The organism is Glaciimonas soli, from assembly GCF_009497155.1.
Taxonomy (GTDB): Bacteria; Pseudomonadota; Gammaproteobacteria; order Burkholderiales; family Burkholderiaceae_D; genus Glaciimonas; species Glaciimonas soli.
Genome location: NZ_WINI01000004.1, coordinates 316,761 through 337,361, shown reverse-complemented (window position 1 = coordinate 337,361; position 20,601 = coordinate 316,761). Strand labels below are relative to the sequence as shown.

Sequence of the window (20,601 nt, the reverse complement as noted above, 5' to 3'; positions counted from 1 at the left end):
ACGTTGATAGCTAGTATGCAATGTTAGAAAGGCATCATAGAAGTAATATGTAAACAGTATTAAAAAGACGCTTACAGCGCCTTTTTTGTACTTTATCCGGCGAGATAAAATGAAAATAATTATTCGAGACGCGAAGAGCGATGACCTAGACTGGCTCAAAGAATTGATGGTAGAGAGTATGAGAGATGGCCACTATCTCAAACAGTCAAGCGATACGATGCGAGCCATGCTTCAGCAAATAATAGAATGTGGCGTAATGTTTCGTTGTTCCGATAAAAATCCTATGCAAGATGGAGGCGGTGGCTTGAAAGCGGAAGGTATTCAGGCTTGGATAGATGTGATCGAGAAGGATGGAGAAAAAGTTGGTTTCAGCCTCAGTTCGCAATGGAAAGTGGAGAGTGAGGACAGGGAAATATTGTGTATCTCTACTGCTAAAGACTATAGGAAGCAGGGCGTACCTCACCTTGGTCTCGACGCTAAGCCAAGACATGTTGCCGAGCTAATCAAGATGGTGTTCATCCAATGCGATCAATCGATGGATGTCATTCGACCTGATCCGAATTTCATCTGCTTTAGTAATGGCACGCTGAATGTTGCGACCGGAATCTTGGGGCCGCACAGCCCAGCGCATATGCTGCTGAACCGAATTCCACATCCATTTAGCGCCACTGCTACATGCGGCGGTTTCATTACGTTCTTGAGCAGCGTCTGGGCCAATGACACGGACCGTGATCAGAAAATCCAGTTAATTCGCCAGTGGATCGGCTATCTGCTTGTTGCTGACAGTAGCATGCACAAGATGTTGATTCTCAAGGGTGAAGGTGCAAATGGCAAAACAGTATTAATGGACCTGATCAGAGAAATCATAGGCGAAGCAAACACGTCAAGCGCCATGCTGGATCGGCTGCGTCTGTCGTATGTACGTGCAACTATGGATGGAAAGTTGTTAAATGTGTCGCCAGATTTGCCAAAGAAAAATATTACGGCAGATGGTGACTTGAAGGCTATAGTCTCAGGCGATGCGGTCGAAGTTGCACTAAAACATAAGCAGTCGCACACGATCAAACCATACGTGCGCTTGATCGTATCGACCAACAACATGCCAGATTGCAAGGACACCAGCGATGGCTATTTCCGCCGTTTGATGATTCTGACATTCAATCAACAGTTTGCTGAAAGTGAACGCAATCCAAATCTGTTGCAATCGCTGATTCCGGAAATACCGGGCATCATACGGTGGGGGCTCGAAGGTTTGTACGAGTTGCGTGCGCAGGGTCGTTTCACCATTCCGGAATCATCGGAACAAGCCGTGCAGATTTACCGGGAAGAGATCTCTCCGGGAAGGCTATTTGCTGAAGAATGTCTAGTGGCGTCTACCGATAGAATCGGTATGTTATCCAAGGATATCTTTATGGCGTTTAAGATTTGGTGCAGGGAGCGTGGTTTTGATGCCGGTAATATGATAACGCTTGGACGTGAGCTTTCTGCTTTAGAGTTTACGTCTCGGAAATCAAATCAATCGTGGTGGTTGGTCAGTGCGACAGAAGCAGGGAAAGAGTACTTCCGCCCCGCGTCAATCTTGCCAAAAATTGTTCAACTCCTACCCGATCTTGGTCTAGCACTTGCAGCTTGATCACGCATCCAACTGGTCTTGCATCTGACCGGTTGCATGCTTACGGCAAACCATCTTCCCGATCTTCCCACTTCGTAATCAATGCAGCAACGTTGGGAGGATGGGAGGATGTTTTCACTATTAGCGATAAAATATTCAGTTGCCATCACTGCTATTCGTTTGCGGTGATTGCGTGATTTCCGACAGCCTGGACCTGCCATTCATATCCCGAAATACTTTGTTATATTCGTCCTCAGAAACCTGTTGAAAGTGCCTGTCTGTATACGGTACGCTGGAAGCATAGATTCCGATTGCAGAAGAAAATTTCTGTTGATTAGCAAGGAATCTATCACACCGCCAAAATAAAAATGAAGCTTGAAAAAAATCAAGCAACAGCGGTGCAAGGGACAACGCACGGGTTTCAAGAAAGCTGATACGGCTTTCAATCAAGCGTGTAAATAAATGATGTGAAAACGATGCATGGGTAATGCCCAGGAACACTGACGTCTCAAGGATTTGCGACTCAGGATGCATCCGCTTTTCTCTTGCAAATTATTTTCGCAAAAACCCATCGACTCGAAAAACGGAAGTTAACATATATATAGAGTGATGAAAAAATCACTGTCGTTTACTTATAAAGGAAATTTCAAATGACAGAAAATCAAGATGTAAAAAAAGCGATTTATAACATGGGTGGGGCCAAAATAGCCGCGGGAAAATTACGGGTTTCCACCAGCACGATCAGCAAGTGGTGTCGTCACGGTGTCATTCCTAATCTGGACATGGCTACCAGGGTTTCAGCAGCAAGTGGGTTTGCTGTTGATTCGTTGAGGCCACGATTTAAGGAGAGTGCGACTTAGAGAAAATCTTTGGAGGCGAGCAGAAAAACAAAAAAGCCGGACGAAAACGCAATTTTCTAACCGGCCAAAAACAATAATATGAAAGTGTATAAATGTATTTTAATTCAAAAAAAGAGAGCGATATTAAGCTCCAAGATAACGTAGTAACCTGCAACAACGCTGGCGTGGAAGCGGTAGCGCCAATCAAAAACACCGATCCGGTATCACGTGCTAAGGATCTACTCGCTTTGCATCATTCGATTCCGAAGGGCCTGAACTTCGAGGCGGTTATGAATTACACCGGCAAGCTGATTGAATTGCTTGGTGACGTCGGTGCGGAAGTCGTCGCCGTGATGAATTTGGAGTTGTTGGTCAAAGGCGAGACTCCGCTAGCTGAAGGCTACGACCTGGCTGATGCAGAAGCTGATGGATGGACCGCAACGGAACTGGCATCGTTCGGGGATGCGCTTTGGGTACCAGTGACATCAGTTGAGCCAACATCTCCTTCACCGGCATTAGCGTCGACACCAAAGAAAGTTGGGGTTGACGAAAATTCACGCCAACCGAAGAAAAAAACGGCTTTAGAATTTGCCAATGAATTTGCCATGGTGCACCACGGCGGCAACATTGCGTATTTTAACAGCCAAGCTCTCGCCTACACCAATGGTTATTGGGCGGCGTTGAATCCTGACGTCCATATTAAACAGCCGATACTCCAAGCAATGGATGATAACGCCACTGCATCTAAAGTGAACGGCGTGTTTGAACTGGTCAAAATTAAGTACGCATCTATGCCGGAAATGTTTGAGCGACAATCTCCGCTCATTTGCTTAAACAATGGAACGTTGAATCCGCTCACCAGGGAATTATTGCCGCACACGGTAGATCACTACCTGACGAACAAGCTAGATATCGCTTACGATGCTCTGGCGCAGTGCCCTTTATGGCTCCAGACTCTGGATGAAATATTTGCACCAGATACTGATAAGGCCGAGAAGATTCAATTGCTGCAGGAATATATCGGCTACTGTCAGATTCCTGATACCCGCATTCACAAATTTCTGTGGATGGTCGGTGGTGGCGGTAACGGCAAATCGCTGATTCTGGCTGTAATAACCGCTTTGATAGGGAAGGTAAACATCAGCTACGCCCAAATAGAAAATTTGGGAGAAAAATTTGTGCGTGCAGAACTACAGGGCAAGCTAGTCAATATCAGTTCTGAGATGTCGGCGCATGCAACCGTGTCGGATGGCTATCTGAAACAAATAACGGCTGGTGACATCATTCAAGCTGAGCGCAAAAATGAACGCCCTTTTTCGTTCAAGCCATATTCACGTCTGATTGGCGCAACTAACCTACTACCCCGACTTTTAGATCACTCGGATGGTTTCTTTCGTAGGGCAATGATCTTACGGCTCAATCGTCAGTTCACTGAGGCCGAGCAGGACAATCAACGGGAAGTCAGGCTCATGGCAGAGCTACCAGGTATCTTGAATTGGGCCGTGGCTGGATTGCAGAACCTGTTGACGAGAGGATCGTTCATGATTCCGCCAAGCTGCCAGGTAGAGGTTACGCAATATCGTGTGAACTCGGATCCTGTTCGACAGTTTGCAGAGGGGTTCCTCAGAGCCTGTGAAGATACAAATCGTTGTGTGCGAGGTGCCGAGTTGTATGGCTACTACAAGGACTGGAGTGCTGACAATGGTTACAAGACACTTGCGAGTAATCAGTTCGCAGATCGTCTGGAAGGTGTCGGTTTCAAAAAAGATAGGGATAAAGCTGGGCGGTACTGGCATGTGGAATATTGTCTTTTCACCGTCTCGCAAATGCCAGATGAGCCTCCAGTGCTATCCATCACTCCGCTTGCAGGAAAATATCACATTTAAAAGGTGACGAGTGGTGTCGGGTTGGTGTCGGGTCTGACATGTACCCGTCACCACTAAAGTCTCAGTCAATTATGAGGGTTGGTGCGAAAGGTGTCGGGGTGTCGTGATTTTTACTTAAATTCAAAAATAAAATAAAGAAGAGCAGGATGGGACGTGGAGGACTTAATCCTATGCGGGAAGAAAAAATCTATGCCCGAATAAAAAATATTAATGGATTTTCTCACAGCCCGACACACCCGTCACCGGAGTATGGAAGTTGAACAGATATTGGATTTTAGGGGCGACGGGTACGGCTAGACCCGACACCAACCCGACACCTTTGGGGCCGATCTTTCGTCTATTATCTAGCGACATTGCATTTATTTTTTCCGTCGGAGGTATGTAATGATTCAGATTCGAGACGCAGCAGACTTCAAACGCCTATTGAATGGCCTAGCCGACGATATTGTGGGAGCCCATATCCACCATAAGATGCGCAAGGATCTTATAAAAGCCGCAGATAAATATCCACTGGTAATGCAGCAGTCCAATACCTTTTGGTCAACGACACTTAAAGCACTCAATCTAACAAGCTTTGCCCTACTAGCAAAAGTTTATGACACGGACGATAAATCCCTCCACCTTTCTAGTTGGCTGCGAACAATCAAGGAAAATCAACAACTGTTTGGGGATCAGGGCTTTAGAGATCGCCTATGTGAAAATCCTTTTGTAGAAAGTTTGGCTGTAGGTAGTCGGATACCTGATATTTCCGTTCTGGAAATAGATATAGTCTCCTGCTCAATTTCAGATCCACTAGTAAAAACATTGGTAGTTCACAGAAGTAGCACGATGGCGCATCGCAACGCAAGAAATACCGCAAGGGCAACGAGCATTGCCGATACATATCCGCTGTCGTGGGACGACTTTGAAACGCTACTCCGTCGTGCTCACGACATCTTAAATCGATATAGCGTACTTTTTGAAGCTTCTTCGTATTCGACCAACGCTATTGGCGATCAGGACTATGAATACATTTTTCAATGCGTAAATGAAGCAGTAGAAAAGTCTCAAAGTTTATATAGACACTAACAGCGCTAAGTCGACACTCAACATCAATAGTCAGCTACGCCAGAACAATACTTGTGAAGCAAGTGACAAAATTGGGGTTGATCACCAGATATGATGTGTATGATCGAGTCTGACTTGCATTGAACGGCTAAGATCAATAGAGGGTGATGGCGATCTTGTGAAGATATTAATAGTATTCGGTTACTAAATCGATACGGAGATTTCGTAACAAAAACAGTAGTTTCATAGCAGTATTTTAAATTAAACCAAAATCACCGTTTGCCATAGATTTCATCCTACTAGCTCATGCAAAAAAAACTATCAGTAAGCGGATTGGGAAAGAAATTTCTGAGAAAGCGCCTGGCACTTCCACTGGCACATGCTCTTTCTTTTTCTGTTGGGTTAGGCATGATCTTATGTATCGGCCCATACCTTCAACTTTATTTGCTATCGCTTTTAACTAGCCCTGAAAACAGCATTTACTCCAGCGCATATGGTGACAGTTTTATCAAATTTCCCGGGATAAATACTTGGTTTAACGGGATGCTTTGGCCATTTACTCTAGTTTCTGCATTTTTCATTTTTTTTGTGCGGAAAGCTACTAATTATCGAGACGTTTTTGTTATTGCCATAGTTTATTTTTGTTTTGCACTTACGGTATTGGATTTATATGCTGCCTTTGTGCAAATCAACGGTTCAAATAAGATAAATATTTTTCAGTGTGTCATTTCAAATATTTTCGGCTCCTTGCTTATCGCAAGCTATGTACTTCTAGTTTTTAGATTTACTGAATTAATACTGTCATTCACACGAACCCATGTATCCCTTCAGCGTGTTTTAGCACTGGCCTCTCCTCCGGTGATAGGATTCGCCGTAAGCGCTAGTGCGTATTATGTATGCACCCTATTTTTCAGTTTAACGCCTGCCAAAATAGATATACTTTTAGATCCATCCACTTTTGGATATTACACTTCAAACATATCTAAAAAACAAGGTGAGTTAAGTAGCGCAACAGAGAAAAAATTTGGTTTATTTTCTGAAGGAGGAAATTTCAATGGAGATTTAGAAGTTATTAACCAAACCCCACTCGTATTTAGTTGGAAAAAATCTGACAGGCCAGGAATTTATAAGGGCTCCATAATGCTTTACACAGGTTGCTTGCCGTATAATCTTCCCACCAAAGTATCGCAGCCTGACAATACTATAACTTTTGATAATCTCAATAACTTACAAGTAGAAATTGACTCAGGTATCACGCAGTTATTAATAAATTCGAAGAGCGGCGCAAACGGTGAGGTTGCAATAGATAACGAGGCTTTAAATATATATTGGCTTTCTCAAGATTTAAAAACTAAGTTGCTTACATTGAATCGTTTTCCGGGATCTAATTCGACTTTAGATTATTGGAGTTCATCGAATAAATTGAAAGCATACGTTTCGACTTATCTCATAAAAAGCGATAAGATGCAAAATTCATCACTACAACCAAGGCGAATCAAAATTAACGCCGATGGCGTCAGATACGATTTAAATTTTGAAAGCAAAAAAACGCTTAATTTTGAGGACAAATTTTATTGCAATCCGATAACAAAAACAAAATTCGTTCCTGGCATTAAAGTTAATATTTCAGACATGGCTATTGCTGTCGGAATTATTTTGCAAATAGAACGAAAAACACCAGTTGATAGCTTTTCCTCGAATAGAAAGAACGCCCTTCATATTAATGGAATTAACGGCTGGGTTAGTGTAAAAAATTTATCTAATCAAGATGCCTCAATAATTACATCAAGAGGATTGGTAAAAGATTTGTCATTTACCGGGGGAGTGAAGAGTTTCGAGATGGATGGTGCAAAAATTAATGCCAGCCCATTCGAGAAATTTACTGTTAAAAATGGAAATTTGCTTGGTTCACTTGAGCCAACAGGACAGCTACGATTTGTTGGAGAGGCACAAGCAATATTTAAAGATCAATCAAGACTTAATAAAACTCGTTGGGAGAGGCTTGACTCTTCCATAAAGTTACTATTTCTTTCGGTGGTGGCCACACTTTTCAGCTCGCTATTTTGGCTTGTTGTTAGTAGTCTTCAAAAAAATCACAAAATTCGGTTTTCTTGAGTGTTTAATGGGGGAATGCTGTAGGCCAGAGCAATACAATATTATATCTAGCAGGCTTCACTAATAGGAATCTGCAACGAAAATGTAGAAATTGGGCTAAAAACTCCCATACAGCAGGAGCAAATGGCGGCGTTAGCCACCACAGAAAACGTACCCGGCCAGCATCTTTCCCCACCATAGCCAAACAATGCCGATGGCAATGAGCGCAAGAGGAAATCCAAAGGCGAATAACAACAAACTGAAGGCGGTCATGATTTACTCCCCGGACTGACACTGACTTTTTTATCCAGCTTGTCCATCAGACTGGGTTTGCTTGTTGACGTTGCCTCTTCACAGCTTGGACGGAAGGAATAGATATCGGCACATGACGAAAAATGCTCATGAGACAGTCGTGCGACACGTGAGACAACGACGCCATGGTTCTCCAAATCCTAGTTAGGTTGCTCTAATTTTTTTGCTTGTGCACGTATTGCATCCATATGATCAATCCAAATTGATTCGGCTTTTTCATCGAACGTCGCTGCGCCGTAATGCGGCCCTTCGTCAATCAAGGCCAGAAACGATGTGATGACTTGATAGCGCTGAGCAGAAAGTTGTATTCGGTTTTTTGCCAACTCATATTCCACCATCTTCCGGCGATCACTGACCAATGGTAGTTGGTTACGGAAAATATTGCGAAATTGAACTGCTACTGGATTCGTGTCAGGAAATTTGCTGGCAAACTCAACTAAACGAGTCGACTGTTGAATTCCAATTTTTGCCAATGCGTATATTTCCCTTGAAAAATCTGTGTTCTATCGGGAAGTTGGAATACTGGAAAATCAACGTGCAGAAAATAATCCCTTATCCGCTTTTTTACACCAGGCACTACGTGAAGCTGCAAATGGTGTAAAACAACGTCTATATGACCAAGGGATTTTGCTTTAAAACCCCTTCTCTGGCCTACCTCATAAAGCCCTTACAAATGACCATGAACCGACAGTAAACGTTACATTTTTACAATCAGGACATACTTCTTGTATGTACATAACTGCATCAGCGAGATTTCGCCAAGTTTTCAATTCCCCCCGGCTCGTGAATACTTCATAGCGCTTTTCAGGCTGAATGATCGTAATGGATGCTTGCGACAAACGACCATCATCCATTTTAATTTCCACGGAGTAATTATCTCTATTTGTCTCTGCAATAACGGCAATTTCTCGTTTATTTAGTCCCATATTCTCATTCTAAATCCGATGTAAGCTTCTATGCCTCAAGGCTGCATTTTACTTCACCGCACCGAAATTCAGGTATTAGTAAATATATCTGTATTTTTTTAAAAAAAACTGGAAAACGTTTGGGGCATTTTCGCCCCCGCGAAAATCGGCTATGGCGTGCTATGCATCGAGCCAACACAAAACGTTGTCTCGCCCCTTCCGGGCTTTCAGCGCCGAGCCACACACCTTAAGAGCCTACATACAGCCCTTGGTAAATGAACTAATTCATAGCCCGGTTTGATGCTGCCGGAAAGTGTCGTCAAATTGCCCTATACCGGGCATATTTCCGACATTATTTTCACTCATACCTTCAAATATAAAAAACAGTTTTTTATCTGTGAAATTACCTATGGTTTCACTCCAAACTAAAGGTCTAATTCAGGCTGCTTCGGAATTGTCGAAATATCGTCGCCAGATTGCCCTGTAGTGGGCATATCTAGAACGTTATTTTCACTCGCATCTTCGATTCCCATGACCGGGACATCAATCTTTTCTTTTTCAATATATGAAATTCCGGTATATGTCACAAGATTCGTGGCTACGAGTGACAAGATAAATATAGTGGAGTTTAACCACCAACTGTGTGTTGTTGTGCCAATGTGATTATGCTCATTTGGCGTACGTTGTTCAGCCATTTCATCTACCTCGGATAACTACTTCAGTTTCGCTGCAACGATTGCAGCACGACAAACAAAGGCATTTGTAGCAACAGCCAAATTTTTCTGATTAATTTCCAGGAGGAATAATCTACAACTAGCCTAAGGGAACCTCTCTGCGTGTACCAGCGTGGGTATCGATGTATTCAAGCGAAGCCACCTCCAACGGCAGCTCTAAGTGGCTGAAGCACACCCTAATGGCGCTTTCCTTGTCCTGCAAACTTGGTATCAATTCGTCGCAACAGCGCTGCGCCCGATCAGTGAGATCAAATTTAGCCAATACAACTCTTGCATAAGATTGTACGGCGCTGCCAGGCAGTACGTGTTCAATGAACGCCCAATTGATCAGTGCCAGTTCTCGTCGTGCTAACTCTGTGAGCCTGTCCAAGGCAAGCTCGTCCCAGAGACGCATCATTACTCGCTCCCAGTACTCTCTCCTGTTTGGGCGAATACGAAGCTCTTCTGGAACGATGATGAGATGCTCAATGCTGTTATCTAGGCGGATTAACCCGGCAGCAAAGTAGAGCCTCCAATGCTGGTAAGTCAGGCAGTCAACAAGGCACGGTATGCCTTCAACCAGAAACCTGCGAACGTGAAGCAACTCGTGCAGCACTGAACCGTCGGGAAAATAGTCGGAGGTAGGGATTAGCAATTTTGCGCCATGTGGACTGAATTCGCAGGCCATGGTGTCCGGTTGGCTTGGTATGTTCCGTGCCCTGGCGGAATCCACCTCGACGGTGATTTTAACTCGGCTGGCCCGTTCGATCTCTTCGACCAAGGTGCGAATATCTAAGGGAAGACGTGCAATGTATTCTGGCTGCATGTGTGGTTGAAGAGTTTGAAGTGGTTGAACCAACGCAAAATTTGCAGCTGTCTAGGCTGTACCCAATTCAAAATATTTGTAGAATCTAATCAGTATTTTTTGGCCATACAAGCTGATTCAATTTCCCAATTTCTGATCGAGCGAATGTAGTGTATTGCACGGTCATCTTGTTTCTTTGCGTATTCACTGACATCTGTTCCCTGGCTGCTCTAACTTGATTATCGGTAGCCCCAAATTTTTTTATAACCGCTAGCTGCATTTCGGCAAACTCCCCTAGACCTAAATCTAATGGGCCAGCTGCATTGAAGGGAGGTTTAGCTGCAGAATTTCGTACCTTAGCAGCCAATCGAGCAATATCAATGTCAGCGGCAATATTATTTACAGATACAGACAGAGCTTCCCGATCCTCAGGGGTAAGAGCAGTCAAGAGAGTGGCCGTAGTTAAATCTGCGTGCATACAATCAGACACATTGATAGCCAAAATTTTGTCATTTAGATCCGCACCTGTAGATCTTACGCCTAACGGCGGAATGGGGGTCATTAGCCCAGTACAATCTACTCCTGCTAGAAAGACATATTGACGTATTGCTTCAGCTCGCATTTTTTTGTAATTTGTTGCGACCGTGCGCTGTAGCTGTTCCAACCTAAGTTGTTGCTTCGCAACCTGCTCATCAACTGCTGCCTTTTGATAAAGAGGAATTACTGTGAAATATAGTCCACCGGCTGTCAGCAGCATTATGATGACCTGTGCTATATGGCTGACGAGTGGAATAACTCTCTCGAATTTTTCAAAAGAAGTTTTATTTTCCGTAGGCATGGAATAGATTGCTTCCAGTAATTGAACGATAAACGGAACCTACGTACGGGAAGACGAGCCAGGTATTCTTGCTGCATGAATGGCCTATGACAAATCTTCCGGGCAATCGGATTTAATAGGTACAGGTAGCATTTTTATTGGCACAGGCACCCCGTCTTTCGTTACTGTCACATGAAAACCTGAGAAAAATATTACCAGGTGCTGGATCGGATCGACTCGCACAATGTACGTTGCTCCAGCCTCCACCGGCATAGTCCAATCCAATTGCGAGTATTGATTCGTAGCACGCTCTGGTTGCACAACACCGAATGTAAGATGGGCACCAACCGGTACTCTGGCCTGCTGTTTTTTCTCATCACGACCATATTTCGGTATATCTATCAGTCTCGTCCCACCCCTGCTTTTACCTGGGAGCCCCAGAAACGATGTGCATCGAAGTGGCCCCCTTAAATAAAGTTCGGTATACGGAAAAGGTGCACTCAGAAAAATTGTAGCGTGAGGTGCGTTATCTGGAATAATCAACGGCTCGGCTCCAGGAGCAGCGCAGCCAGATATAAATGCAATGGATGCTATCAGCGGTGCAAGGCGGCGAAAAGGGACCATGAAGTGCTTTCTTAAAATTGCTAAATAGTGGGCATTGTTGATGTGTGTTGCTTTAATTTTCTTTTGACTTGATTTAGGCAGTGCTGCCGCTAAATTTTTTGCGCTGGTCCCCCATCAAGGCTCGCAATTCAGTGATAGTTAGACCACTGACTTCATGCATGCTGATCAACAATGTCGCACCTATTGGCAACCGGCGATGTCGAATTTTGCTGATTACGGGCGGTGCAACTTCGAGCAGTCGTGCAAGTGCGGCGTCATTTTTCAGGTGGGATTTTTCAATCAATGCGTCCAGTAACCGGTTTGGGTCATAGGTCGTCTGGTCATCGAGCAGATTACGTGTCGGTGCGTCCGTAGTGGTGTGAATAGTCATCATCAATACTCTGCTAAACCATTAACCTTGCTTAGGCTTAAACTGCTTGTCGCTAATGCGGAATTTTTTGCGACGGTCTCCCAACAACGTACGTAGCTCCGAGATAGTCAGATCACTCTCTTCATGCATCCGGATCAGGATTGCTGCCCCTACTGGCTTACGATGATGCCGAATTTTGCTGATTACGGGCGGCTGAATTCCAAGTCTCCGGCACAACCCAGCATCATTTTTCACTTGTAATTTTTCGATCAGTGCGTCCAGCAGATAACATGGATCATACGTCACTGGTTCATCGAGTTTTTTGACGGTCGTGGCGCTGAGGAATGGAGTAGTTTTCATAATCGTTTAACTTGTTATTTGAGTGAAAGAGAAATCGTTAAGCCATGCGTTTGCAATGTCCAAACGGATCGTGACTGTGGAAGACTGGAGGATTGCCGCTTTTATAAATTTCATTCTCTATCGTCGTCACAGAAACGCCATATCTAGCGGCTAGCATGCGAGTTGGTACAAGACTGTCAGCATTTATCAGCGTCCCATGTTCGGCTTTTAACGCCGCATAGTCCCATGCTCCGCCTTCGTTCCTGGCTTGGCACTACACCGAGCAAGCACGATAGCGTCGCATCATTTTTTAAATGAAGTTTGGTGAGCAATGCGTCGAATAAGCGATTGGGATCAAAGCTCACCGACTCATCGACCTTGTTGCTTGTCGTTGCGCCTGAAAAAATGCTGATGCTCATGATCAATTCCGTGTGAATATTTTTTATCAAAAATGAATCTGTCGGTTGGTACGTCAGGTATCTTGTGGCTGAAAAAACAGCGACAGATTCACTTCTTTACTGCGTTTTCTCCGGTGCAGTTTCCGTTGTTGGAGCTGCCACACCGTCTGCTTCTTTCGGTGCTGCCTCTTCCACGATTTGATAGGAAGGATCACCTATTGCGAAGCTAACTGACCCACTACCGTTTGCGGGCAGTGAGGCTGGAGATTTTTACTAACAACAACCTCAATCGTCTTTAGTATAAATTTCTAACGGCACAAAATGCCATTGCCTAAACTCAGGGTCGTAAATGGCGATTTGATTGTATTGAAATCCTGCATCCACGGTTTCACCGATACGTTCGACCGCTGCGTACACCTCTTTCTGACATTCTTGCTCCGTCCATCTACTGCTATTTTCAATAGTTTCGTTATATGCGAACAACCCCGCATGTTCATACACACGTTTCATTGCAGCAGGAATGTCTTTATCAATCTTGAATTCAATATTGTTGATATCATTTGCATGAATTTCCTCAATTTGCAAAGACCCAAAACCACCCAAATGACCATTTTTCCTGACAATTATTTTTCCGTCGTATGCAGTGTAACCACAGTGAAATAAGAAGCGTAATTGCCCGTTAAAGTCCGTAATGAATTCTTGAGGGTTGAATAATTGGATTGGTACGTGTTTATAAAATGTAGTCGGTGGTTTTGCGCTAAATGCAGCATCAATCAACGCATGTATCGGGGAGAGATAGGCTGAAATTACACTCCCATCCTCCATAGCCTCACACATCACACGGACATGGTCTGGCTGCCCTTGTTGTGGCTGGTACGTGACCAAAACGTGGAATGGATGGTCAGGATGTAAAACATGACCACATGGAGGGATTTTGGATGGCTGTTTGTTCATTTTTGGAGTTCATCAAAGGGAATACCTATTTTTCGATAGCAGTTATTGTTCGACCAATCTAAATTCAGTCAGTAATCATTTGCGTTTCTCGTGTTCCTTTTGTTTGACCGTCGCTATCATCAAATTTTCTTTTAACTTCAACTTCAACACGACCATCAGCAAGCATTTTCGTTTCAATTGATTGCGCCCAATTACCGGGACATGTTCCAAAATAGATATTTGCTCGTTTGTCGTTTGCAGAACAAGTATCTAGCGCCGTTCTCTGCAAAACAGTTTTTTCAGCAACGCGTAGTTCAATAACTGGAAAATCCCAAGCCCCAGATTCACCTTGCGGATTATCGTTAACAAACCCACTTTCCGTTCTAATTTGAATCATCCCATATTGTCGAACAGCTATTTTGCTACCGGTTTTTAGTGGTTGACCGCCACCATTTTTTTCTGGGCCAAGCTGAAGTAGTTTTGCCCAGTTAATCGTTTTTTTGATGAAATCTGGCTTTGTAACCGTGCGGGACTGTTCTGCAAGATCAATAGAGATTTCTGATTTCTTCGCATTACAGAAATACAAAAGGTTATCTGATATATCCTCGCTAAATGCTGACTGAAATGGGAAGAAAGAAATACATAGAGCTGAGCATGAAAAAAACAAAGATGAAAAAAAAGAAGTAATAAATTTCTTGGTTGAAATCATGATTACTGCGTAGTGTTTTTGAGTATTTCTTTTAAAAATCCATTGCTGTACTTATTATTGTCATAAACGCACTGGTAATAAGCAGCATCATAGTAAAAATATCGTGGATTACTGGCTGGTTTTTCAGTTACCCAAGCATTTAATGAATCACGACTTAACTGACAGTACTTCTTCGATTCTTTTTGTTGATGAGCGTATTGCTTGAGTAGGTTTTTATTTGGATTTTCTGCTGGGATAGTTGAACTGATTTTGTTTATTAAAATCTTATTTTCTTCAATCAAGTCATTCGACAGACCGTTGTAACACTCTACATCAGCAAAAGCCCCGCCTAAATGATTGAGGCACTCCGGGTTTGTAGTCGCTGCATAGCTGTTGCTTATAAAAAATATTAGGAGAGTAATGGCACAAAATTTAATGGCTTGCATCGTATTCCCCTGACTGAAATAAGTTGGCCTCGGACTTTCGCCTGCCTTCATTACCGCCGCCCGTTCGATACGTTTCTAAATACTAGAGAGATTAAACATCGTAGACTACGATGCTTCGACGCACAAATACTCATACGAGTCTACTTACGGCATAACATCATAAATAAACATCATGAGCCAATTCGATAAAACTAACCCAACAAAAAAAATTACCATCATCATTGAGCCGAACAAAAATATTTGAAATCCATTTTTGAGCGCAGTTTTTTTCGATGTAACATTGTTCTTATATATAAAAATTGCAGTTATAAGAAAAAATAAGTAAATAAACCCAATGATGATCTGATGATGGGCTTTCGAAAAATTTTCCGAAAATAATGATGTTAAGTAGAAAAGTACTGGTATGGCAAAAAACCATGCCAGTATATTCAGAAATGTGCGGCCTTTGCTCTTCATGGTTGGGAATTTTCTCCCGACTCACCTTTGAAGTAAGAAGATGGTATGGGCGTTTCCCAGCCAGGAGTTAGGTAGTTTGGATGTGATATTTTCGGGACACTTCCCATAACACTGTTCAAAAGTCCAGCCATATATGAATTACTGTTATATTCCCCTTCTCGCATAATGGTGCCACCTATATTTTCAGGGGCAGAGTAAGGCAGTGTATAGCTTGCAAAGCTGTACGCTTTCTCCATCAGTTTTTGAGCAAAAATATGATTACTCATTCCAGCAGGTGGTTGTAGTGGAATTTTAATAACTACACCTGATATGGTGGTATTTCTGTAAAAATTAGAGCGAATAAATTTTACATTCTGAAACGGTCTGCTATCAGCGTATACATCCAGAGTTGGTTGCCCATCAATACCAATTGAACCGCCTTGACCATCATCAATGAACAATGTGAAGTGTAAATCTGGAGTATTTAATCCCCCAACATATCCAATGACACCCGCTGCGATTCTTCCATATAAAATAAAAGTTGGGCTAGGATGTTTGATATCCGCTATAGAATTTTTTGTTGGATTCGTAGCTACTTTCCCGCTTGGCTTATGCGTTATTTCATCCGCCATTATTTTTCTCCAGCTGCATATCTATGGCCGTAAAGCCAAACCAAACGGACAAAGGTTCTGTTTGATCAGTGTAGACTCGTGGACATAATCCAAAGTCGTCCGTATAGCCATTATAAATTTCGCCGTCATTGGTTTTAATAAAATAAGCGATGTTTGGAATAATGCTCCCCGTCTCATGGTCTATTGCGCGGATTTGCTCATCATATTTTTGTGCTTTAGCTTCTGCATAATTTGAAGCATTGCTACTAGCAAATGGCGTTTGCGCAGGAACTCCACTGGGAATACCACCAATTGTTGCCACATGTTGCGAGGCAATTAAATAAGCACCACATGAAGTAAGCATGCCTTCGACAGCAACTGTCATTCCTAAAACGGTGAGATCACTTCCCGAACCACCAATAATGGTGAACTCACAGTTGCATTGAGGGCAAAAGCCTTTATGACCGACCCCAGCAATATTTCGTCCATAAAGGGGAAAGTTAAAACCTTCGTGAACCGTCCCACCGTGCGATGTCGAGTCACCTTGGCGAACAATTGCGTATGCTGACATGTAATTTTTCCTCTCTATGTATTTGTTGTTGAGTCACTCACATATCTCATTAAATTTTCCGAAGTCGCAGCGTTGATGTTCAGCAATGCACACCACTATAGGAGCCATCTATACGTACCTACGCTTACCACGCATGAATAAACTCAGATAACACTATGATGAAAATCGTTGGCACCGGCTAGCCGGATGGCGGGTGATAGCTGACTAGGAATTTCCAGCGCAAAGCGCTGAATAGGGAAACAAGGTGATTCACTTGGCAATGCTGGTGTGTCTGCGGCTTCTGCGAGAGCCTGGCTCTGTAGATCAACGTTCGGAGCCTGCTGCTGGCGTTGACGTTCCAAGGTGTCAGCTTGATTACGGCGGCGTAGCTCTTCGCTGCCTGTCGTTTGTGCCGTTTGAGCGTGGCTGGTGGGTAATGCGGACGCCCATAGCAAAGCCATGCCCATGCCTTTGGCAAAACCGACCAATTTCCCCTTGCTTTTAAGGCGCTGCCCCATTTTTTACTGCCTTCGTTGTTCTTGCTAGAAGAGAAGAAGTCTAGTGAAATCTTGAATGTTAAGAATTGTCATTTTGAAAATCAACAACTGGATTTTGCAATCGTTCACAAATCGTGGTTAATTCACATCAGAATTTTTGTGGACGGCACTTTTATGGGCAATCAAGCGAACGCTAGACTATCTGCATCAATCATCGCTTACGTTCTACCATCCCTCTTGCATGCCATTAGCGCCCACAAAAACTCAAGAAATGGTGGGTTCTTAATTGGCTGCAATGCCTGTATTTACTTTGGGTTTGAGGTGATTCTGTTTCTCTATATATAGATAGGGACAGGAAGCGATACAAGCAGCTTCGCAGCTAGGCAGCGTTGCATACGCCATCACATTTTGAAGTGGCCGATGCCAACGTCCGCAAATTGATGCTGGCTAAAAACTCCCTGAAACTTCGGGAGCAAAGGCGGAACCTACCCGCCGAAAAATACGTAACCGACAATCTTATTACCAAACCACAGCCAAATAATGCCAATGGTAATGAGTGCTACTGGCAGGCCGAAGCAAAACAGCACGAACCGGATGAAGATCATGACTTACCCTCGGCATTGCCACTGACTTTTTTATCCAGCTTGTCCATCAGACTGGGTTTGCTAGTTGACGTTGTGGACTGCGGATCAGCACCAGCGACAGCACCGGGAAAGAACTCTTCCACGACTTCCGCAACTTCTTCCGTACTGTCTTCAAACGCTCCATTGGCAAACCCTATTGCGGCGGCATCGTCCAACGCAACTTGATCGTAGCCTACCGATTTTCGTCGTTCATCGTTTTCCTTCGCTTGGGTTATAGCCTCCTCTAAGGTCATCCCTTCTCTGACTGTAATATCAGCGTAGTAGATAGCACTGCGATGACTCATGGTTGTGCTCTTACCTCGAAGGCGCAATTCCAGCGGTAGACAGGCCAGCAGATTTCCCGACACCGCCTTGTAGTAGCTGAGCCGTGCAGCCAAACTTCTGATGCTGTTATAACCGGTTGTCCTGAAAATAAAGCTACCAATTTCATTTTCGTCCCCAATCAAAACGTTGAGACGTGCATAAGGCTTGCAACCGCTCTTGGCGAGCTGGCAAGAATCAGGTGACGGGCAAGGTAGTGATTCAATTCCCGATGCCGTGTAGCGTCTGCAAACGTCTCCATTGCCGGTACACAGTGGTCTGCCAGTCTGACGATCAAACAAGCTGTACTCGGCTCGTAAATTAAGATCCGGCTCGTTGAATAGAACACGTATTGGAATGGATCGAAGCTTGCCCCCAATAGCTGCCTTGCGAAGTCCTTCATCAAACGGGTGCAATATCCAACCGTCCTTGTTTTGTACTTGGCTGGTTATCGTAAATTGGTCATCTTTTTCAGGAAGACGTTTCCCGTTTTTTTCGACAACCCTTCCGATTGAAATACGTCCCAAGATTGGCGGTGTGATTGCTAAACCTTTGATCATGTTGACTCCTTTAAATTAATAGTGCCCACCCCGGTTTCCGCAAGGGCAGGCGTGCACAAGCGGCCTTGGCGGAACAAGGCACTGACTTCGGTTGGAACTGCGAGGGATTACGTTGAAACGAGGAACCTGCGAGAGCCAGGTTTGGTGAGGGGATAACGCTGGAGCAGATCGGGTTGATCTTGCAGTAGCTTCGTGACATCCAGACTGCTGCCATCTTTGCTGCGCTTGAAGCTGACTTCGCCGGTTTCGAATTTGGCTTTAGTCGCATCAGCCATTTTCTGCTGTATACGTTGCTTTAGCTGTGCTTCGACTTTTTCACGGGCTGCAATATCATCACGGACTGAAACCAAATCAGCAAATGCAGCAGACATTTCTCTGTCGTGGGTAAGATCCAACGTCTTACCGGAATCGTTTGGATACAAGCACCGTAATGCAACATCCGCTGAATCACTGCCATCAGCGGGGGGAGGTGTATCTGTTTCAACGTAATACCAGAACTGCCTTTCCAGTTCCATGAGCCGTGCGATAAGAGCGTCGTCACGATCAATGCGATAGATACGAATTTCCTGACCGCAAATTAAGCAGCAAATATCTGCGGCCATCTTCCCCGTAACGGCTAGCTGATGCTGTACCTGCAATTGTATATACTCAGGAACACCGTCACGCCAGAGCCGTGAACCGAACTCGCCTGCTGTTTTACATTCAAGGATTTGCACATCGTCAACGCCGATAATTTCACGGTCGATATTGGCAAGCATGAAAGGAATATCGGGATGTTGCAGCACTGCGTTGATGCGCCTGACCTTGTTGCCGGTGCGGCGTGTATAAAGACTGGCTACGAGAGGTTCGAACAGCGTTCCAAAAAAGGCGGGAGTAGTGTCATCGTTTGGATCGATCTTCGGAAGATCAGCATCTCGACCTGTTTTAATCATCCACAATTCAAGCTGTGATTGATAGGGATTCAAACCAACAGCAGCGCCAGCATCGCTACTTCCGATTCCATTTTTACGAACAACAAGCCAATCGTCTCGATTAAGATCTTTCGTTGAAACCAGTCGTAATGCAGGACGGTTCGATTTTCCTTTCACTACTCTTTCGGCAATGCTCATTGCGTGCTCCTTCAAATAGAAAAAGCCCGGAGAGGATTAGCTCAGCCAGGCTTGTGGGATGGTGTGAAACGAAGTGTCAGGCAACCATCAATAACGCCTGATCCAATGCTTTTTGTTTGAGCGTCGCACCTGGGCCAAACCATGCACTTTCCAACCGATGGTCTACCGATCGGGCTCGACGTTCATGGTCCACGAACTCGGTTACGGCATTCAACAAACCGAAAGCCGTTCCTTTGGAAGAAGTCAATTGAGAGCCCATTCCGTGGCCTTCGAATAGCGACTGGACTTTCTTCATTGCCCGTTCGTTTGTTACCCCCGATGCTGGTAAGGCTGAATCGGTGAAGACTCGCAGGAAATAATTGGCGGCTTCGATAGATTTGACCTTGCGTTCAGAAATCGCCTTCATCTTGTACATAAAGCTGTCCCATGACGTTACAGAAATACCCAGTTTGCGTTTAACTGCTTCAGGATCAAAGCTGGTGCTGTGAGGTACTTTCACTGCACCGGAGTTATTCGCAAGTGCGATAGCCAAGGTGTTATTGCATACAACCCTGATGCTCGTAAATTGAGCAGTAGTCGCCAATGTTCCATCGCAACCGGTGGCAAGAAGAACGTAACCATTGACGGTGTCGTTGCCCTTGAGCGTTGACGATTGATTCGTACGAGCCAAGGCCCATACTTTACGACCACCTTTGAGGACTCCCGCAGTTTCCAAACTGAAGCCGGATATCTCAGTAAGATCACGATAGAACTCAAGAATTTCACGTGGCTGGACTACCTGATAGCGTTGACTGACCACTGACAGAGGGACGTTCGTATCAGACCGGAATAACACTTTATTTTCGGGGAAGCTCATGATCGCACCAAGACTTCCGATGCTCTCCGTCATGAATCGAACCGGCGCTTCCTTGATCTGCCAGTCCATGCCCGCTTGCTCTGCCCAAACTTCGATGGGCTGCTTAGCGGTGAGTTTGTTTCCCAAGCCATGCCAGGATGTTTCATTGACATAGGCCATTGTTTCAAGCATGTGTGCCATGATTTTTTCCTTTAGATGTTGTGAATAGACGTGCTGATGCCGCTGCGAAAAA

At 44.3% G+C, this 20,601-nt stretch carries 23 protein-coding genes; 5 read left to right on the top strand and 18 right to left on the bottom strand.

Annotated elements, in window-relative coordinates; translation table 11 throughout:
- The first annotated feature begins 109 nt into the window (after window positions 1-109).
- Window positions 110-1,633 (top strand): DNA primase family protein, encoded by a 1,524-nt coding sequence (locus GEV47_RS09895; protein WP_153234588.1) that lies wholly within the window; start codon window positions 110-112, stop codon window positions 1,631-1,633.
- Between the two features lie 135 nt (window positions 1,634-1,768).
- On the opposite strand, the gene GEV47_RS09890 is transcribed toward GEV47_RS09895, so the two are convergent.
- The gene (locus tag GEV47_RS09890; RefSeq protein WP_153234587.1) at window positions 1,769-2,146 is read right to left on the bottom strand and encodes a hypothetical protein; all 378 of its coding nucleotides are present in this window, start codon (window positions 2,144-2,146) and stop codon (window positions 1,769-1,771) included.
- A 116-nt stretch (window positions 2,147-2,262) separates the two neighbouring features.
- Here GEV47_RS09890 and GEV47_RS09885 point away from each other — a divergent pair, with 116 nt between their 5' ends.
- The 4 genes from GEV47_RS09885 (at window position 2,263) to GEV47_RS09870 (ending at window position 7,499) form a co-directional block, all read left to right on the top strand.
- On the top strand, window positions 2,263-2,472 hold the full coding sequence (locus GEV47_RS09885) for a hypothetical protein (protein WP_153234586.1): 210 nt from the start codon (window positions 2,263-2,265) through the stop codon (window positions 2,470-2,472).
- Window positions 2,473-2,564: 92 nt separating this feature from the next.
- The gene (locus GEV47_RS09880) at window positions 2,565-4,337 is read left to right on the top strand and encodes a DNA primase family protein (RefSeq protein WP_153234585.1); all 1,773 of its coding nucleotides are present in this window, start codon (window positions 2,565-2,567) and stop codon (window positions 4,335-4,337) included.
- A gap of 384 nt (window positions 4,338-4,721) precedes the next feature.
- Window positions 4,722-5,405 carry an AbiU2 domain-containing protein gene (locus GEV47_RS09875; protein WP_153234584.1) on the top strand — a complete coding sequence of 228 codons (684 nt, stop codon included), beginning with the start codon at window positions 4,722-4,724 and terminating at the stop codon, window positions 5,403-5,405.
- 285 nt (window positions 5,406-5,690) lie between these two features.
- Window positions 5,691-7,499 carry a hypothetical protein gene (locus GEV47_RS09870; protein ID WP_153234583.1) on the top strand — a complete coding sequence of 603 codons (1,809 nt, stop codon included), beginning with the start codon at window positions 5,691-5,693 and terminating at the stop codon, window positions 7,497-7,499.
- Between the two features lie 431 nt (window positions 7,500-7,930).
- Here the strand turns inward: GEV47_RS09870 and GEV47_RS09865 are convergent, their stop codons facing one another.
- From GEV47_RS09865 to GEV47_RS09785, 17 genes are all read right to left on the bottom strand, one after another.
- A complete protein-coding gene (locus tag GEV47_RS09865) occupies window positions 7,931-8,263 on the bottom strand; it encodes a hypothetical protein (protein WP_153234582.1) in 333 nt (110 codons plus the stop codon).
- Between the two features lie 183 nt (window positions 8,264-8,446).
- Window positions 8,447-8,716 carry a hypothetical protein gene (locus GEV47_RS09860; protein ID WP_153234581.1) on the bottom strand — a complete coding sequence of 90 codons (270 nt, stop codon included), beginning with the start codon at window positions 8,714-8,716 and terminating at the stop codon, window positions 8,447-8,449.
- Between the two features lie 404 nt (window positions 8,717-9,120).
- Complete coding sequence (locus GEV47_RS09855; protein WP_153234580.1) at window positions 9,121-9,390, bottom strand: hypothetical protein; 270 nt, start codon at window positions 9,388-9,390, stop codon at window positions 9,121-9,123.
- 118 nt (window positions 9,391-9,508) lie between these two features.
- Window positions 9,509-10,234, bottom strand: coding sequence for a hypothetical protein (locus tag GEV47_RS09850; protein ID WP_153234579.1), 726 nt, complete (start codon window positions 10,232-10,234; stop codon window positions 9,509-9,511).
- An 85-nt stretch (window positions 10,235-10,319) separates the two neighbouring features.
- Complete coding sequence (locus GEV47_RS09845; protein ID WP_153234578.1) at window positions 10,320-11,051, bottom strand: hypothetical protein; 732 nt, start codon at window positions 11,049-11,051, stop codon at window positions 10,320-10,322.
- A 676-nt stretch (window positions 11,052-11,727) separates the two neighbouring features.
- Window positions 11,728-12,027 (bottom strand): hypothetical protein, encoded by a 300-nt coding sequence (locus tag GEV47_RS09840; RefSeq protein WP_407646220.1) that lies wholly within the window; start codon window positions 12,025-12,027, stop codon window positions 11,728-11,730.
- An 18-nt stretch (window positions 12,028-12,045) separates the two neighbouring features.
- Complete coding sequence (locus GEV47_RS09835) at window positions 12,046-12,363, bottom strand: hypothetical protein (RefSeq protein WP_153234577.1); 318 nt, start codon at window positions 12,361-12,363, stop codon at window positions 12,046-12,048.
- A gap of 176 nt (window positions 12,364-12,539) precedes the next feature.
- Window positions 12,540-12,761, bottom strand: coding sequence for a hypothetical protein (locus tag GEV47_RS09830; protein WP_153234576.1), 222 nt, complete (start codon window positions 12,759-12,761; stop codon window positions 12,540-12,542).
- A gap of 264 nt (window positions 12,762-13,025) precedes the next feature.
- Window positions 13,026-13,694 (bottom strand): hypothetical protein, encoded by a 669-nt coding sequence (locus tag GEV47_RS09825; protein WP_153234575.1) that lies wholly within the window; start codon window positions 13,692-13,694, stop codon window positions 13,026-13,028.
- Between the two features lie 64 nt (window positions 13,695-13,758).
- Window positions 13,759-14,382, bottom strand: a complete 624-nt coding sequence (locus GEV47_RS09820; protein ID WP_153234574.1) for a hypothetical protein — start codon at window positions 14,380-14,382, stop codon at window positions 13,759-13,761.
- Window positions 14,383-14,384: 2 nt separating this feature from the next.
- Window positions 14,385-14,807, bottom strand: coding sequence for a hypothetical protein (locus GEV47_RS09815; RefSeq protein WP_153234573.1), 423 nt, complete (start codon window positions 14,805-14,807; stop codon window positions 14,385-14,387).
- Between the two features lie 452 nt (window positions 14,808-15,259).
- Window positions 15,260-15,874 carry a hypothetical protein gene (locus GEV47_RS09810; RefSeq protein ID WP_153234572.1) on the bottom strand — a complete coding sequence of 205 codons (615 nt, stop codon included), beginning with the start codon at window positions 15,872-15,874 and terminating at the stop codon, window positions 15,260-15,262.
- Window positions 15,864-16,424, bottom strand: coding sequence for a PAAR domain-containing protein (locus tag GEV47_RS09805; protein ID WP_153234571.1), 561 nt, complete (start codon window positions 16,422-16,424; stop codon window positions 15,864-15,866). Before GEV47_RS09805 ends, GEV47_RS09810 begins: the two co-directional genes overlap by 11 nt.
- 143 nt (window positions 16,425-16,567) lie before the next feature.
- Window positions 16,568-16,921, bottom strand: coding sequence for a hypothetical protein (locus GEV47_RS09800; RefSeq protein ID WP_153234570.1), 354 nt, complete (start codon window positions 16,919-16,921; stop codon window positions 16,568-16,570).
- Window positions 16,922-17,501: 580 nt separating this feature from the next.
- Window positions 17,502-18,404: a recombination directionality factor gene (locus GEV47_RS09795; protein WP_153234569.1), complete on the bottom strand. Its 903-nt coding sequence runs from the start codon at window positions 18,402-18,404 to the stop codon at window positions 17,502-17,504.
- A 107-nt stretch (window positions 18,405-18,511) separates the two neighbouring features.
- The gene (locus GEV47_RS09790; RefSeq protein ID WP_153234568.1) at window positions 18,512-19,513 is read right to left on the bottom strand and encodes a YqaJ viral recombinase family nuclease; all 1,002 of its coding nucleotides are present in this window, start codon (window positions 19,511-19,513) and stop codon (window positions 18,512-18,514) included.
- A 76-nt stretch (window positions 19,514-19,589) separates the two neighbouring features.
- The gene (locus GEV47_RS09785; protein WP_153234567.1) at window positions 19,590-20,549 is read right to left on the bottom strand and encodes a DUF932 domain-containing protein; all 960 of its coding nucleotides are present in this window, start codon (window positions 20,547-20,549) and stop codon (window positions 19,590-19,592) included.
- Between the last annotated feature and the right edge of the window lie 52 nt (window positions 20,550-20,601).